Here is a 16,207-nt window from a genome sequence, read left to right on the forward strand (position 1 = left end):
GCAGAGCCGGCGACTCGTAACCGCCGCCGATCGGCGACAGCACGAGGCCCGCGCCCGGGTCGGCCGCGTGTGCGGTGGGCGCAGCGCTGAGCGCAAGACCGCCGCAGCTGACGGCGAGCAGACTGGCGGTGAGACGGGAACGACGGGACATGGCGAGCCCTTCCGTGGGGTGTGCGAAGTCCTTCACCGTAGGCCGTCGACGGTCGAGGACGTGGCGATCGAGTGCGGTCGATGACACATCCCTGCCTGTGGATAACCGCCACGGCGGTGCCGATCAGGGCATGCTCGAAGGGAGTGATCGGTGGGGCCGCTGGTGCGCAGTGCCATCCCTGTGTCCGACGACCGGTCGTCAAGGTATGGCGTTGTTAAAGGATTCGGTGGATGACGCCACCACCGCCCGGTTCATGTGTTGTATGACCACGTTCACTGCGGACGTGGACGCAAGTTTCAGGGGAAGGTGTCCGATGGACGGCGCAGACGTCATCGAGGACGAGATCCGTGAGCTGATCCGTCGGCAACGACTCGATCCGGCGCACGACCAGCAAGTGCTGCACGGCCTGGTCCGCGACGCCGTGCAGGACTACGAGGAGCGCAGCCTGCACGGTGGCCTCGTGCCGTTGGGCGACCGCGAGAAGGCGACGCAGCGTGTCCTGGACGCCGTCCTCGGATTCGGTCCGTTGCAGCCCTACCTCGATGACCCGACGATCGAGGAGATCTGGATCAACGAACCCGAGCGTGTCTTCGTCGCCCGGCACGGCGTCGCCGAGCTCACCCCGACGATCCTGACGTCCGAGCAGGTGCGGACGCTTGTCGAGCGCATGCTCAAGCCGAGCGGGCGCCGCATCGACCTGTCCTCTCCCTTCGTCGACGCGACGCTGCCGGACGGCAGCCGGCTGCACGTCGCGATCCCCGACATCACGCGCAGCCACTGGCTGATCAACATCCGCAAATTCGTGGCGCGCGCCCGCCAATTGGACGATCTGGTGCGCCTCGGCACCATCACGGCACCGGCGGCGCGCTTCCTCGGCGCGGCCGTCGCATCCGGGCTGAACATCCTCGTCAGTGGGGGAACACAGGCAGGCAAGACCACCACCCTGAACTGCCTCGCCAGCGCCATCCCCTCGATGGAGCGGGTGGTCTCGTGCGAGGAGGTCTTCGAACTGCAGCTCAGCCTGCGCGACTGGGCGGCGTTGCAGTGCCGCCAACCGAGCCTCGAGGGCACCGGTGAGATCCCGTTGCGTCGGTTGGTCAAGGAGGCCCTGCGCATGCGCCCGTCACGGATCGTGGTCGGCGAAGTGCGCCAGGAGGAGAGCCTGGACCTGCTCATCGCGCTCAACTCCGGACTTGCGAGCATTGTCAAGACGCACTCTCCAATGAGACGCTTTACGCATGACAACGAACGCCGTGATCTACTGCCGGATCTCCGAAGATCGCGAGGACGAGCGCAACGGCGTGGACCGGCAACTAGCACTGTGTCGGCAGCTGGCCGACGATCGCGGTTGGCACGTTATCGATGTGTTCACCGACAACGACATATCGGCATACTCCGGGAAGCCACGGCCCGAATACCGGCGGATGCTAGATGCTCTCGACAATGGCGCCGCGACGGTGGTCGTTGCCTGGCACACTGACCGGCTCCACAGGGCGCCGCGCGAGCTGGAGGAGTACGTGACGCTCTGCGAGAAGCGCGGCGTCATCACCCATACCGTCAAGGCCGGCGAGCTCGACCTTTCGACACCATCAGGTCGGGCCGTCGCGCGCACGGTCGGAGCGTGGGCGCGGTTTGAGTCCGAGCACAAGTCAGACCGAATCAAGGCAGCGCACGTTCAGAACGCGCAGCGTGGAAAGTGGCGCGGTGGTGGGCGGCCGTACGGATGGAGACTGGGGCAGGACGGCGCTGTGGCGCTCGACCAGGCGGAGGCGACGGTGATCCGCCGCACGGTCGCCGAGCTGTTGGCCGGCGCCTCATTCGGTTCGCAGGTGAAGCGGTTGAATGCAGAGGGTGTGCTGACCTCGCGTGGGAACCGTTGGAACTACACCAGTTTGCGGCAGGTGATCACTCGACCGAAGAATGCCGGTTTCTCGGAGTATCACGGCGAGCTCGTCGGGCAAATGGACGGCTGGCCGACGATCCTGACCGAGGACGCGTGGCGGGCGGTTTGCGCGCGATTCTCGGACCCGGCCACCAAGCGCAAGCAAGATAACCGCGCGAAGTGGCTGGTGTCTGGCATTGCACGGTGCGGTAAGTGTGGCCAGCTCATGCGGTCCGCCCATGTCGGCAGCGCCGAGAGCAAGCGCAATCGCCCTCGCGTGATCTACCGGTGCCCGGGCGACGGCACCACCGGTCACGCAGCGCGAGCCGTGCGGGACGTCGATGCCACCGTGTCCGCGAAGGTTGCCGCCCTGCTAGCCCGAGACGGCGCCGAGATCGTCACTCGCATGAATCCTCGCGAAGACATTGAGGTGTTGCGCGATGAGTCCGTGGCTCTCCGTGGGAGGCTCACCGAGGCAGCAGCCGCGTTCGCAGACGGCGCGATCTCCGCGGCACAGCTGCGGACGGTAACCGAGCGTGTCGAGGCTCGTCTCGCGCAGGTGGCAACGCAACTCGCCGGCGCGCGCAACGGCAGCGTGCTCGCCCGCCTCACCGATCCTTCAACCGTCGTTGACGTGTGGGAGTCGCTCTCGATCGACTACAAGCGCGCCGTAATCAAAGCCATTGTTGACGTTCGAATCCACCCCACAGGCAAGGGGATTCGATTCGATCCGTCGCTTGTGGAGGTGACGGTGAATGTCTAGAGCTGCACGACGTGTTGAGCATCCACAGTCTGAGGTGCGGGCCGAAGCCCTCGCATTTCAGCCAATTGATCCGTTGAGAATTCCGTTCATCGTCGTCTGTAGGCGTCGTCACGAGCCGACTTGGCTCGGCGCTATGGCCGTTCGCGCCGATGCGGGCGAGCCGTGGCGCACAGGCGAGTCGTGGCGCTCCTATATCGACCGGCGAAAGCTGGACAGCGCCGGGGGCGCGGACTACATCAAGTTCGGCCGAGAGAGCTTCCACAAGGTCGCGCGAGTTGTCGTTCACGCGGGCACGGATTGGGAATTCCGATGCCCAATCTGCCGGCGCGATGTGCCTCGGTACAACCGTCGCGTGAACAGTGACCAAGCCACCGACTACGCGTGGCGCCGCGTCGTCCTGGCCGGCGAGCAGTTCCTTGATGTGTCAGACCCACACAGGGATTGGTCTGGTGCCTTCAGCAAGACTGCCGGAGCATCCCGCGAATGTGCCAATGACACGCACGACGGATGCGTCGGCATCGCCTGGGCTCTCAACCCCGACACAGCGGCAGCGCGATGCGGTTGCCCGTGCCACCGGTCATCAGTTGCACCCTCGCGTGTCGCGGTGCTCTAACCGCCAACACGGGCGTTAGACTACTAGTGCTAAAGCGCGGGCGCTTCATGCCCCTCGCGCGAGTATGCGGCCTCGGCTCTAAACCCGCCGGTCATTTTGTGATCCCGGGAGACCGAACGTCATGGCATCAATCCACACCCGCTCGAAGATCGCGAACACAAAGCGCCGCGATCCTGGCGCGGACGTCACCGAGCTAAGGCGGAAGTACCGCGAGGAACGCTTAGCGGAGCACATCGCCGAATGGCTCGAAGGAGTGCCGCGCCTCACAGAGGAGCAGCTGGATCGAGTTGCGACTCTTCTGCGTAATGGCACTCACGCATGAGGCCCCAGAACAGCGACAGCCCGGCCGGAGGCGAACCGGACGGGCCAACGTCACACGATGAGGAACAGCGACAGAACCAGGGTACCGCCCCGGTCAGCGTCAGTCCGCGTGTTCGCTGCCGTGTCGCGCTCGATCTGACGCACGCTGCGGACGCGAACCTTGACGCACTGCGGCAGGCTCACCCGCTCCGCGGCCTCGATCTGGTGGTGCGCGTTGGCGCCACGGCGCCCGCCGGTCTCCCGCTCGGCGACTTGCTCGCCGGCGTCCGCTCCGTCGATATCGAGGGACCGGACGGCGGCATCGTATGGCGATGGATGCGCGCGATTGAGCGGTGCTGTGGGCCGGAGGTCGCGCCATGACGTACGTCATGGAGCCGAGGTTCCCCACCGATACCGAGGAAGGCGAGAACCACAGCGGGCAGGTGCGGATCGCATATCGTCTCGCGGCACGCTTCAATGGCAGGTTGTTGCACGTGCATGGTCTGGGCTGGCACCAGTGGACCGGCAAACGATGGGAGCTCGACGAGGGAAGCGCACACGCAAAACGTGCCGTTCTGCGTGTCCTGCGGGACGCGTTGGGCAATGCTCTCGGAGACAAGCAGCTCCAGGCTGACGTGAAGGCGTGCGAGTCCGCTTCCGGGGTGGATGGTGTACTGCGCATCGCGGCGGCACTAATCGAGTTCGCGACCACGGTGCGCGACATTGATGCCGACCCGCATTTGCTCAACTGCGACAACGGCACTTTGGACCTGCGAACACGGCAGCTGCGACCGCACAATCCGGACGATCGCCTGACGAAGATCACCGCGGCCGCGTACCGTCCAGGCGCGGACGGCGGACTGTGGTCTGAATTCCTGGCGACGGTGCTTCCCGAGGAGGCCGAGCGAGGCTACCTGCAACGAATCATCGGCCAGGGCGCCGCGGGCGTGGTCCGGGAGCAGCTATTCCCTGTGCTGATCGGCACCGGCGCCAACGGCAAAGGCGTGTTCTATGGTGCCGTCTGCTTCGCGATGGGTGACTACGCGACGGTCATAGATCCCGACGTGCTGATGGTCCGTGAGCGGGGCGGTATCGGCGGCCCGGAGATGATGATGCTCCGCGGTGCGCGCCTAGTCGTCGGCTCGGAGACCGACGAGGGCCGCAAGCTCAACGAGTCGTTGATGAAACGCCTCACGGGCGGCGACGAGCTGACGGCCCGCAATCTCTACCAGCCGCCGGTTACCTGGGCGCCGACACATCAACTCGTCTACGTCACGAACCATGAGCCGAAGGTGAAGGGCAACGACCCCGCGACATTCAGGCGCATCCGGGTCGTGCCATTCGCAGTCGTCGTGCCCGAAGGCGAACGTGACCCCGACCTGCCCGAGCGGCTGAAGCTCAACGCGGAAGCCGTGCTGTCCTGGGCCGTCGCCGGATACTTCGACTACCTCGATAACGGCGGCATGCACGAACCGGAGACGGTCCTTCGAGCCACCAGCGCGTATCAGCAGCGGTCTGACCCAGTGGCGCGATTCCTGGCCGATGACGAATACATCGAGCGCGGCCCGGGCTTGCAGTCACGCACTCGCGAGCTCTACGCGGCATATCAGCGATTCCAGATCGCAGACGCTGCGGAGCCGATGACAGAGAAGGCATTCAGCGGCGAGCTCGCACGCCTCGGATACGAGTCGAGCAAGACCAAAATCGGCAAGGTCTGGCGCGGGCTTCAAACGGTCTCGGGTGACGGGTGGTGACGGGTCTATGACAACTTCCTCGCGTAGGTGGGGGATGGAAAAGTTCCCTAAACCCGTCACCACCCGTCACCTTCCGCAGAATGACGCGAAAAATGCAGCCACCAAAACCGACACGCCCGACCGCGTGGCGGAAATGAAACGCCGCTGCTGGCGATGCGGTTCACCGATGCCGGCGAACACCCCGGAACACAGCTGCACGGAGTGTGTCGAACAACGCGAGATCCGGGCGCGAGCTCGTGCCGGCGCTGAGCTGCCTGCCGAGCCGCTACACGGCCCGACACCGGGACAGCTGGGGTGCGTGCGCACGCCGCCGCCGTGGGTGTCTCGGGCGATCCAGTGGGTGACGCACTCGCCGGTGAATCACGTTGTGGTCGCGGTCGATGCCGAGCGGGGCATTGAGGCCGACCCGCACGGCGCCCAATGGGTGCGACTTGACCGGTACCCGGACGCCAGGTGGACAACTTTGGACCTGACGCGGGGCAATCGGGCGCGATCGCAGCTCGGGCGAGGTCACTACTCGGCACTCCGTAACGGGTGGCTGGACTGTGTGGCGGCGCGGGCTGTGGTCGTTGGGTGTGCGGGTGCCGTGACTGATGCGGTTCCTGGGCTGGTGGCGGTCGCTGGATTGCTCGCGGCTGGGTGCGGTGTGCGTCGCCGCGGCCGGCATCGAGCTGGTGCCCGGCCAGGACCCATGCACGATCAGCCCGGGTGCCGTGCTGCTGGTCGCGAACGGATTCACCCGGCCCGCGTACGCGACGACACCGGATGCGCCGCGATGAAGCCAGAGCGGGTGAGAACGGTGACGAGCAAGACGCATTCTCGCCGGCGATCGCGGGCGGCTGTTGTGCTGCCTGCAGCGCACCGGCGTCGTGCGCAAGACCAAGCAGCGTTACAACCCAAAGCGTGCGCCAACAGCTTCGCGCGGCGCGTCGAACCTTCCGAAGTTGACCATGATTCTTCGCCGGAAAGGCGTGATCCTTTGGTTTCGAACCGTGATTCTTCACCGGGCCAGCTCGACCCGGATTCGACGTTTCCGCAGGTCAGGACACGCGGAGAGGTTGCAGGAATCATGAATCTTCGCTCGAAAGTGCTAGCCGGCGGTCTCGTCCTGGCCGAGCCGGCCCAGCCGGCGGTATTCGATCCACCCGTTCACCCCGGTAACCGGCCGCACCCGCGACCGGCCGAACACGTTGGCAAGGAGCTGCCCCGATGACCAAGCACCGCGCCGAGAGTGACGCCGACGCGTATGGGCGCCGCCTCGCGGCCCTCGCCGGCACGGCGCCGAAGCGTGATCTCCAGACCGGCGAGGGCCTCGACGGCAACCAGTCCGCCAACGCGGTGAGGCTGCTCGTCGAGCGCAAACTTGCGACGGTCTCGGGGCGCGGCGGGTCGGTGCTGACCTTGACCGATGCCGGATGGGCGCGATTCCGGCCGCTGCCGGCCGCGTGCGCCGGCGACGTCCTGGACGAGATACTGACCGGGTGGCCGGCCCGGCTGGCCGCGATGGTGCAACTGATCGTGTTCGCGGTTATTGCGCGCCCGGTCACCGGTGACGCGCCCCGGCTCGGGTTCGCCCTGGTTGGTGACACCGCGACCGGCAAGAGCAGCACCGTACGTCTACTCGCGGCGCTGTTCGGCCTCGACCCGGACGTGATCCTGATCGACACCCCGAAACTGACTGACCGACCGACCGGCCGCCTGAACCAGCAACGCAGCGACGACGGTCGGCCAGAGTGGACGTTCACACCGGCCGCTTGGACGACATACCCGGTGGCGTGCTTCGACGAGTTCGCCGAGATCAGCGCCGAAGCACGCAAGGACCTGCGCGGGTCCGCGCTGAGCACCAGCGGCGCCACGACCTACGAGGGGTTGCGGGTCGAGATCTCGCCGGTGCCGGTGCTCGCCGGCAACCCTGATATATCGCTGGCTGGGATTGAGCGCACTCGGGCGGTTCTCGGGTTGAAAGACACCATCCGTCGGCGGTGTCTGGTCCTGGACACTGGTGCAACCAGCGACCTGGACGCCGAGACGCTCGACCGGATCGCGACGGCGCCCGGTCGGCTCGATCCGCGCCACCGGCTCCCACTGACGGGGCTACCGGTCGCGGACGAACCGGACCCGGAGACGGTCGCGACCCTGCGCAACTACCTGGAGGCGGCCCTGACCGCGCAGGCTCGCCCCTTCATCCCCGGTCCTCGGGTACTAGAGCCGCTGGTGCGCGCATGCCACGCGCTGCAACCGGAGGGCACACCGGCCGTGGCCGCGATCGCGACCGTGCTCACCGCGGTGTTGACAGTGTGCGACTCGATCCCTGGCCAGACACACCCGTCATGGCGCGACCGGTTAACTCGATGGGTCACCGCCGCCCAGGCCGCCGGGTTCGCCCACGGCGACCATGTATCCCGGGCCGTGCAAGCCGCCGACGAGGCGGCCGCCGCGCAAGCGCGCACCCTCGCCACGGCCCGGGCCGCACGCGCCCGAGCTACCGACGAGATCGAGCACCAGGGCGCCGAGCTCGTCGCCCGATGCCAGCACGCGGCCGCCGAGATCGACGGCCGCAGGTTGACCGCACACGGCGCGACAACCGAGCAGAAGATCCAAGCGACTGCGCTGCGCAAGGATTTGCGCAAGCTCGCCAAGTCAGCCGGGCAGGTCACCACGCGCGCGGGGCTGGACGAGCAGACCGAGCGTGCTCGACCGTGGCTGACGCGCGCCGGCATACTGGCTGCGGCAGTCGCGGACGCGCACCGGGCACGACAGGCGCACGCGGCGGCTGTCAAGGCCGAACAGGTCGCGGCCCGCAAACAAGCCGCAGCCGAGCAGCGCCAGCGCCAGGCGTACGCGGTAGCGGCCGGGAAGGCGCGCAGGGCTCAGTTGGGGTACGAGCTCGACCGCCTGCGCGAGAGCGTGCGGCGGCTGGAGCAGCTCTGGCGGCTGCGGGACGGGACGACTACACCGCGACCGCTGGACGAGCTCACAGCGGGCCTACCGGCGCCGCTGGTGGCGTACACGCCGCTACCCATCGAACCGTCCGAGGGGTTCCTGGGTCGCGTGCTGGACCGTATGGCGCCGGCCGGGGTGTGGATGACGACGTACCCGGGCGGCACGCTACAGGCGTCCGGATGGCCGGACCGGTGCCGCGAGCTCGACGCGTGGGGTCCGGCCGCGCGTGACGTGCTGCGGCCGGTGATCCAACAGCTGCACGCGCGCGAAGACCAGCTGACCGCCGAGCTAGGCAGGAGACCGCGCAGCAGTAGACCTACTATTCCGCGAGGCGTCGCACTGAGCCGTCAGGACAGTCGGGCGTTGCTCGCCGCACAACGGCGAGGCGCACTATGAGCGAGATTCTCACGGGTATTGCCGTGCTTGCAGCCCGCGCGCGAGAGGCCCGAGACGCTGCGGACCTAATTCGGCAGCAACGGGATTCAGCCATCGTCGAAGCCATCGACCGCGACGGACTATCGTGCGCAGCCGTCGCCAAAGCGGCCGATATATCCCGAGCCCGCGTGACCGTGATACTCGGAAATGCCACCTTCAGTGACCACGCCTAAAACAAGCAATGGGCCAGGTCGCGGGACATCGTCATGAGCCTTCTGAAACGCTTGCCTCATCGTCACGCACGAACCGGCGCGCCTCCCGCGGTGTCACGCCTGACGCGCTTAGCAGACCAGAAGCAATCACACCCCACGGCGCAGGGAGCAGGCCCAAGCCCGCATACAGCGAAACCACGAGAATGAAGACGAGGTTGGCGATTGAGTTTCTTACTGCTCGACGGGACCAAAATGGCGTAGCGACCCGACTAGCTGCATCATCGATAGCGGCAGCGATCTCAGGAGCCGCTGCGACAATGGCGCCGTACGCACCATCGTCGTCGGATGGCACAAACGGGATGCTCCAGGAGGCGTGATCGGGAACGTTGAAGAGTTCGCCCACTGCCGTTCGATACGCGGGCAATGGCACGCGGGAGAAGTTGAGCCCGTTGGCGGCCAGTTGTGCGCCAATCCACGATTGTCCGGCCGCGGTCCCGAGTACGCCAGCCCCGAGTTTGGATCTCAGGCCGGCCTGGTGCTGCGCCACTGCTGCCGCGAGAATGCCACCGCCTGCAGCGCCGAGGCCCAACGCCTGAACGGCCGAGCTTGCCCCAGGTCTCGCGGCTGTCGCCCCCAACGCGTCGATGCCCGCCTTACTGATCAACGACGACTTCAGCGATGGCTGCTCGATGACGAGCTTGCCAAGCCCCGCGGCCACAGCGCCAGCCCCGAGTTTGGATCTCAGGCCGGCCTGGTGCTGCGCCACTGCTGCCGCGAGAATGCCACCGCCTGCAGCGCCGAGGCCCAACGCCTGAACGGCCGAGCTTGCCCCAGGTCTCGCGGCCGCCATATGCCCGGTTTCCGGTATTGCATCAGCTTCCTCATCCGGTTGCGATTGAGAGCGGGGCATAGGCGCGATTGTGTCATCGGCGTCGTGTTCGCGCTGGGCGCGCTGGGGATGATTTCGGCACGTCACCCCACCCCGCGGGAAGTGCAGCCTCAATCGGCATCAGGCCCACGGCGTCGCGGATGCCGACGCACGCGCCCCAGCGGAGTGCGCGCCGAGACTCAGCGCAGTTCGGCGCCGGCGACCGCATCGCGGAGTGCGTCGTCGGGTAGTTGTACGTAGCCGCGGGTGGTCACCGGTGAAGAGTGTCCCAGCAGGGTTTGCACGGTGAACATGTCCCGGGACGGTGCGTAGGCCGCGGTGGCGAACCGATGCCGCAACTGGTGACCGGTGCAGCCGGGACCGAGCGCCCGGGACAGGCATTTCCCGACGTGATGCGGGGTCAGATGGCCGTCGTCGTCGCCGGGGAACAGGTACGCGCCGGGGTTGTCCTGGACGAACCTGCGTAGGTCGTCGGCCAGGTCGCCGGCGACGGGTAGTCGGCGCTCATGGCCGCCCTTTCCGGTCACGCGTAGTGTGGCCCGGCCGGCGTCATCGATGCTCAGGTCGTCGGCGTGCACGCGGGATATCTCGCCGCGGCGTAGACCGAGGAACGCGCCGAGCCGGATCATCATCCCAGTCGGCCCGTCTGCGCGCTCCAGCGCCCCACGGATGACCGGATCGGGTGCGGGGCGTGCGACGCTGCGCGGTTGCATGACTTTCGGAAGGATCGCGGCCGGGTCACGGTCGATGTGCCCAGACTTGTGTGCCCACCCGTAGAACGAGCATAAGCCGGCTCGGAAGCTGTGTCGGGTGGTGTGCCCCCACAGTTGGCCGGCCATCCACGCGGACAGGTCATCGACAGTGACGCGCATCGGGTACAGCAACGGATTCTCCGAGGCGAACCGGCGCACCTGGTACTCGCGCAGGTAGATCGACTGCTCAGACCGGTTGCCGGCGGCCAGCCAGTTAACCCATCCCTCGAGGTAGCGGTCCCACACGGCGGGCACGTCGGCCATGTGCCGGCCGATCTTGACACCATTGCGTCGGGCGCCCGTGCCCGGACCGCCCAGCCGCGGAACGCGCGCGGTTGTGTCGTCACCGCGGGTCGCGGCCCACCGATAGAGGCTGCGGATCGCGCCACGGTAGGCGCTGCGGGTGCTGCGGTTGCCGGTGCGGCCGTTGACCCAGTCGGTGACGTCGTTGTCTGAGACCTCTTGCCAGGCAGGGTGATCGGTGATGAACGCGCGCGCGATGTTGCGCGCGTGCTTGACCGTGACCGCAGCCATGCCGCGATCAGTGAGCCACGCGGCGAACTGGTCGAGAGTGGCCGTGAGCTCGTCACGTGCCCGGATCAGCTGGGCCGCCTCATCGGCGGGCAGCACGTCGAGGGCGCACTCACGCAACCGGGTCAGCTCGCGACGCTGCCGGGAGAGCGCAGCGTCCGAACCGGCCCGGCGGGCCAACCATTTCCCGATCGTTTCCGGCGTCAGCATCGAGGTCTCGGGGAAGTCGGCCAGAAACCGTGCCGCGACACCGCGGGCACGTCGGACGGTGTTGTCGGCGTAACCGTGCTCGGTCAGCCACGCGGCAAAGGTGTCGGGGGTAATCGTGCTCATGGGCAGGTCTCTTTCTGGGTGAGGGTGTCGGCGTATTTGGCGGCCGCGAGCAATGCATGGGCCAGTAGTCGCGCCTGGTCGATGGTCAGCTCTGCGGGAAACAGCGGGTCGCGGATTTCGACCCACACCGCCGGGTTGGACCACGCGGACGGGCCGGCCGCCTGGTCCTCGTCGTCATCGTCGGCGGCTGCGGTCTCGTCCACGACGATGCGTAGCTCGACGGCGGCCGCACCCGGTACGCTCCGGGTCGTGTCGTGGCTGCGGAGTAGGCCGCCGGCGGCCGCCTGGTCCCAGGTGTGCCCGGGCTCCAGCTGGCACCACGGTGGGCATTCCCGCGTCGCCGGCGGCGTCTGGTAGGTCATTGCTCGGCCCGTAGTTGCCGGAGTTCGAATCCTTCGAGCTCGTCAAGCTCGTTGTCCGACGACGCTAGGTTTTCGCGCCAGTCGTCGCGCAGGCGTTGACCACCGGCGTCGTATGACGCGCCGCGCCGCGGGCAGTCCACTTCGCCTTGACCACGCCACCGCTCCACCGGTGGGCCGCAACGCTCGCACGGTTTGCGCCAGGTCGGCCGGTCCTCATCGAGTGTGGGTGTCATGGCTGTTGTCCTTTCGTTGTGGGGTTGCTCGGTGCCGCGGGCGCGAGCCAAGCGCTTTTCGCGCGGCGCGGTATGCCGCGTTTGGAGGGGTGGCCGCTGCCGCGTCAATGGCTCTGCGGGTGTCTCGTTGGCGCTGCGCGATGCGTTGTGTGGCCAGTCGCGTTGCGCGTTGTATGGCGGGCGGTTCACGGTTGGCGGTGGCGCTCCGTACCTGAGTGATGAACAACGCCAACGGGTTTCGTTGTGAGTTAGCGGGCAGCGCGTACATTCCGCGTGCGCGGTTGTGCTGGTCGAGCGCGTCGATGAGGTCGCGGGCGGTCCACGCCGGGTCGAGGTCAAGGCGAGTCAAGGCGTCGCACAGCCGGCCGATGTGCCCGCGTGCCAGCCACGGCTGCCGGGCCGCGACCCGGGCCGCCATGCGCTGGACGCCCCGCGGCCGCGGTGCCGCTGCGCGGTGTGGTCGTCGGCGCGGTTTGTGTCTGGTTGTGGTCGAGTTCCGGCCGCGCGCGGCCGTGCGCGTTGGTAAGGCAATGGATGAGGTGAGATCTCCCGTAGGGCGACCCCTACGGGGTAGGTGCTCACGACCCGGGCGGGTGTTGAACGCTTCCCGGGGAAGGGTGAGTGCCCGCAGCGACGCGGCCCGGATCTGCGCGGCGCCCTGCACCGCACGAGAAGCGGCCCGTTCGGCAGCGGTCAGGTAGCGGCCGCGGGTGATCGTGACGGCATATCCGAGTTCGGCTATGACAGAGCGTGCACGCCGCACGGTGGAGACCGAGCGACCAACGGCCGCGGCGACCGTGGCGTGTGCGCTCGACAGGTTGCGGCCGGTGCGCCGGTCGGCTGAGCGTGCATCAACGCGGGCGACCGCGAGCACCGTCACGGCGCGGATGTGCGCGGCCGCGAGCACGCCGGCCCCGGTCGAGCTCGTCAGTGCGTCCTCCAAGGACGCGAGCCAGTGTGTGGCGCCGAGCCAAGCGGGCAGGCTCGAATACGCGCCGGGGCGCGTCTCAAATTGCCAACCTGATGCCCGGCGCGGCCGAGCGGCGTTCATCGCCGCTGGCGCCAGTCGCGTGCGCGGGGTGGCGCGGTGTGCCGCGTGGTGTCGTGGTGTGCTGGAGCGTCGAGTGTTTCCCGCAGCGCGGGGCACCCGGAAATCGCGGAGATCACCATTTCGCCGAACGCGCATCCGACGTCGAGCGCGGCGCTCATTGGCCCGCCCAATGCGTGCTTAACCGGCCGGCAGCGTCCAAGAGCCACAATGTGGGAATCACTGCGATGCAGAGCAACAGCAGCGCGAATGCCCACGCGTCGAACCAACCGGTTCGGGCCTGCGCGCGCAGCGCCCGCTGCTCTGCGTGCGGGGTCGGGAAATTCGGGCCGTAGCAACGCGGGTGCGTCGCCGGATCGATCACCTCAGGGCTCATGACAATCGTCGGGAGCACCTCGGTGCGCTGGCCTTCTGTCATCGGCACCTCGCGTCGTTCGCGGTGCCAGCGCACCGCGAACTGCCGCATAACGTTTTTCACAACCCGCGCTCCGCAAGCCATGCGGAGGTCTCGGCTAACAGACGGGCGACCTCGGCCGACGCGATGTCGCTGGCGCGCCGCCAGTCGGCGATCGCGGCCGTGTCCGGGTGCGGACGACATACCTCGGTGGCGATTGAGTGCGAGTAGGTGCGTACCACCGCCAACGCGCGGTCCAGCTCCTCGAAGGCGTCCCGCTCATCCCGCGGGCACCAGGCGGCGTGCCTCTTCTGCTCCGACGTCGGCCAGCAGGCCGGCTGCCCGCTCACTGCTGCGGCTCCTCGATCGAGCTGAGCAGATGTGCCGTGGGGATGATCTGCGGCGCAAAGTTGTTGATCGCGGTCGTCGGCATACTCGTGTCCGTCCGCAACTTTGCTGACAACAGAAGACCGTTGGTGCTCCTCGTCGCACACGGAGGTCGTTGGTAGAGTCGTGCTCACGGTCCCGCTCCTTCGTCAAGCGGTTGATCCGAGGCCCGTCACGGGAGCGCCAACTCGCCGCCGGGCCGCCCTCACAAATTGAGTGCACGATCACGATGGCCGGACTGCCCGGTATGGCGACGCTGCACGCGAACTCGGCCCGCGAAGCCATCGTCAAGATGTGCACGCTGCCGCTGCTCGCGGGCCCCAACGTCAGCTCGACCTTCGTGGTGCCGACCGTGGCCGCATCGATCGACCTGGTCGTGCAGATCGCGCTGGACCGCGACGGGACCCGCCGAGTCCGCGAGATCGTCGCAGTGCCGGGACGGGTCGAGGGCGATGTCGTCGAACTCGCCGACATCTTCGTGCAGCGCGACGGACGGCTGGTGCGAGGGAGCGGATTCCCCACGCACGAGGAGCAATTCGAGCGGGCCGGCTACAACGTCGCCGAGCTGCTGGCGGAGCGATGAACACCATCCTCCCGCTGATGTTCGGCGCCGGACTGCTGTGCATCTGGTGGTCGTGCTGGCCCCGCGAGGCGACACCGAAGGTGCGGTCACGAGCCACTCTGCGTGAGCAACTGAGCGACGAGGTGGTGCAGTCCGGGCTGAGCGGCCTGACCCTGGCTCGATTGTCATGGCTGTCCGGCTGCCTCGGTGTGGTCGTGCTGCTGATCGTGATGGCCGCGACCGCCGTCCCGGCGATCGCCGTCGCGTTCGCGGCCATCGCGGCATACGGTCCGATCGCCTTCGTCCGTGGCAAGGCCCGACGCCGGCGCAACCAACTGCGTGACCTGTGGCCGGACGTCGTCGATCACATCGCGTCGGCGGTGCGGGCCGGCCTCGCCCTGCCGGAATCCTTGTCCCAGCTGGCGATTCGTGGCCCGGAGGAGTTGCGTCCGGCGTTCGCCGAGTTCGCCCACGACTACCGCGCCACCGGACGCTTCCACGAGTGCCTGGACGCGTTGAAGGCACGCTTGAGTGACCCGGTCGCGGATCGTCTGGTCGAGTCGCTGCGCATCGCTCGCGAGGTGGGCGGCACGGACCTCGGGAAGCTGCTGCGCACGTTGTCCACGTTCCTGCGCGACGATGCGCGCACCCGCGCCGAGCTGGAAGCGCGGCAGTCATGGACTGTCAATGCGGCACGACTCGCCGTCGCTGCACCGTGGATCGTGCTGGCGATGCTGGCGACTCGCGGGAACTCGCTGGCGGCATACCGCGAGCCGGGCGGGGTGCTCGTGCTCGTCATCGGCACTGCAGTGACGTTCGTGGCGTACCGGGTGATGCGCCGCATCGGTCGGCTCCCGGTCGAAGCGCGGGTGTTGCGATGATCGCGACCTACACGTGGTTCGGCGCCCTCCTCGGCCTGGTGGCGGGCGTCGGCATCGTGCTGCTGTATGCCGGGCTGCCGATGCATCGCAAGCCTGACCTCAACTCCCGGATCGCGCCCTACGTTCGGGACACCCCGATGCCGTCGCGGCTGCTGTCCGCACCGACCGACCGGCTGGATGTCAACCATGTTCTGGCACCGCTGCTGCGTCGGGTCGGCCAGCTCGTCGACCAGGTCCTCGGAGGCGCGACCTCGGTTCGCACCCGGCTCGAGCGTGCCGGACAGCCGTCGGACCTCGAAGGCTTCCGTGCACAGCAAGCGCTCTGGGGCATCGTGGCCATGGTCGTGGGTGGGTGCTACGTCTCGTTGACATTCGTCGGCGGCGACGGATCGCCGGTGAAGGCGATCCTCGTCCTGCTGATCGCGTTCGCGGCCGGAGTCGTCCTGCGTGACCAGATGCTGTCCCGGGCCGCCGAGCGCCGCGAGCAGCAGATCCTGGCCGAATTCCCGGCTGTCGCCGAGATGCTGGCGCTCGCCGTGACCGCCGGTGAGGGTGCCGCGGCCGCCCTGGAGCGGGTTGCCAACCTCTCGACCGGCGAACTGTCCGGTGAACTGGCCCGGTGTCTGGTCGACGCGCGCTCGGGCTCGTCACTGCCGGAGGCACTGCAGGGCCTAGCCGATCGCACCGGCATACCCAGCCTCGCCCGGTTCGTCGACGGAGTCGTCATCGCTGTCGAACGCGTTGCTAGCTCACACCAGTATCGTCTCAGTATATGGACCTGGCGCGAGCAAATGGGCTCCGCCGACAGGTGTCTTCTATAGCCGCCCGCACGCGTGAGCAGA

The 16,207-nt window shown here is 67.7% G+C and carries 14 protein-coding genes and 1 pseudogene; 8 read left to right on the forward strand and 7 right to left on the reverse strand.

Annotated elements, in window-relative coordinates; all coding sequences use genetic code 11:
* Positions 1-464: 464 nt before the first annotated feature.
* The 5 genes and pseudogenes from ACTHL4_RS08220 to ACTHL4_RS08240 form a co-directional block, all read left to right on the forward strand.
* Positions 465-1,382: pseudogene (locus tag ACTHL4_RS08220) on the forward strand (CpaF family protein); the annotation flags it as partial.
* Positions 1,383-1,389: 7 nt separating this feature from the next.
* The gene (locus ACTHL4_RS08225) at positions 1,390-2,796 is read left to right on the forward strand and encodes a recombinase family protein (protein WP_440282262.1); all 1,407 of its coding nucleotides are present in this window, start codon (positions 1,390-1,392) and stop codon (positions 2,794-2,796) included.
* Positions 2,797-4,086: 1,290 nt separating this feature from the next.
* The gene (locus ACTHL4_RS08230) at positions 4,087-5,463 is read left to right on the forward strand and encodes a DNA primase family protein (protein WP_440282263.1); all 1,377 of its coding nucleotides are present in this window, start codon (positions 4,087-4,089) and stop codon (positions 5,461-5,463) included.
* 593 nt (positions 5,464-6,056) lie between these two features.
* Complete coding sequence (locus ACTHL4_RS08235) at positions 6,057-6,242, forward strand: hypothetical protein (RefSeq protein WP_440282264.1); 186 nt, start codon at positions 6,057-6,059, stop codon at positions 6,240-6,242.
* A 430-nt stretch (positions 6,243-6,672) separates the two neighbouring features.
* Positions 6,673-8,802: a hypothetical protein gene (locus tag ACTHL4_RS08240; RefSeq protein WP_440282265.1), complete on the forward strand. Its 2,130-nt coding sequence runs from the start codon at positions 6,673-6,675 to the stop codon at positions 8,800-8,802.
* A gap of 243 nt (positions 8,803-9,045) precedes the next feature.
* On the opposite strand, the gene ACTHL4_RS08245 is transcribed toward ACTHL4_RS08240, so the two are convergent.
* From ACTHL4_RS08245 to ACTHL4_RS08275, 7 genes are all read right to left on the reverse strand, one after another.
* The gene (locus ACTHL4_RS08245) at positions 9,046-9,903 is read right to left on the reverse strand and encodes a hypothetical protein (protein WP_440282266.1); all 858 of its coding nucleotides are present in this window, start codon (positions 9,901-9,903) and stop codon (positions 9,046-9,048) included.
* A gap of 158 nt (positions 9,904-10,061) precedes the next feature.
* Positions 10,062-11,498, reverse strand: a complete 1,437-nt coding sequence (locus ACTHL4_RS08250; protein ID WP_440282267.1) for a tyrosine-type recombinase/integrase — start codon at positions 11,496-11,498, stop codon at positions 10,062-10,064.
* A complete protein-coding gene (locus tag ACTHL4_RS08255; RefSeq protein ID WP_440282268.1) occupies positions 11,495-11,860 on the reverse strand; it encodes a hypothetical protein in 366 nt (121 codons plus the stop codon). Before ACTHL4_RS08255 ends, ACTHL4_RS08250 begins: the two co-directional genes overlap by 4 nt.
* Positions 11,857-12,093 carry a hypothetical protein gene (locus tag ACTHL4_RS08260; protein WP_440282269.1) on the reverse strand — a complete coding sequence of 79 codons (237 nt, stop codon included), beginning with the start codon at positions 12,091-12,093 and terminating at the stop codon, positions 11,857-11,859. Before ACTHL4_RS08260 ends, ACTHL4_RS08255 begins: the two co-directional genes overlap by 4 nt.
* A complete protein-coding gene (locus tag ACTHL4_RS08265) occupies positions 12,074-13,036 on the reverse strand; it encodes a hypothetical protein (RefSeq protein ID WP_440282270.1) in 963 nt (320 codons plus the stop codon). Before ACTHL4_RS08265 ends, ACTHL4_RS08260 begins: the two co-directional genes overlap by 20 nt.
* Positions 13,037-13,298: 262 nt before the next feature.
* The gene (locus ACTHL4_RS08270) at positions 13,299-13,619 is read right to left on the reverse strand and encodes a hypothetical protein (protein ID WP_440282271.1); all 321 of its coding nucleotides are present in this window, start codon (positions 13,617-13,619) and stop codon (positions 13,299-13,301) included.
* Positions 13,616-13,885: a hypothetical protein gene (locus ACTHL4_RS08275; protein ID WP_440282272.1), complete on the reverse strand. Its 270-nt coding sequence runs from the start codon at positions 13,883-13,885 to the stop codon at positions 13,616-13,618. The genes ACTHL4_RS08270 and ACTHL4_RS08275 overlap by 4 nt, the downstream gene beginning before the upstream one ends.
* Before the next feature lie 266 nt (positions 13,886-14,151).
* On the opposite strand from ACTHL4_RS08275, the gene ACTHL4_RS08280 reads away from it, so the two are divergent.
* The 3 genes from ACTHL4_RS08280 to ACTHL4_RS08290 are packed head-to-tail and all read left to right on the forward strand — an operon-like array spanning position 14,152 to position 16,186.
* Positions 14,152-14,505 carry a hypothetical protein gene (locus ACTHL4_RS08280; protein ID WP_440282273.1) on the forward strand — a complete coding sequence of 118 codons (354 nt, stop codon included), beginning with the start codon at positions 14,152-14,154 and terminating at the stop codon, positions 14,503-14,505.
* Positions 14,502-15,365, forward strand: coding sequence for a type II secretion system F family protein (locus ACTHL4_RS08285; protein ID WP_440282274.1), 864 nt, complete (start codon positions 14,502-14,504; stop codon positions 15,363-15,365). The genes ACTHL4_RS08280 and ACTHL4_RS08285 overlap by 4 nt, the downstream gene beginning before the upstream one ends.
* Positions 15,362-16,186, forward strand: a complete 825-nt coding sequence (locus ACTHL4_RS08290; protein WP_440282275.1) for a type II secretion system F family protein — start codon at positions 15,362-15,364, stop codon at positions 16,184-16,186. Before ACTHL4_RS08285 ends, ACTHL4_RS08290 begins: the two co-directional genes overlap by 4 nt.
* Positions 16,187-16,207 lie beyond the last annotated feature (21 nt).

The organism is Flexivirga sp. (assembly GCF_051955415.1).
Lineage (GTDB): Bacteria > Actinomycetota > Actinomycetes > Actinomycetales > Dermatophilaceae > Flexivirga.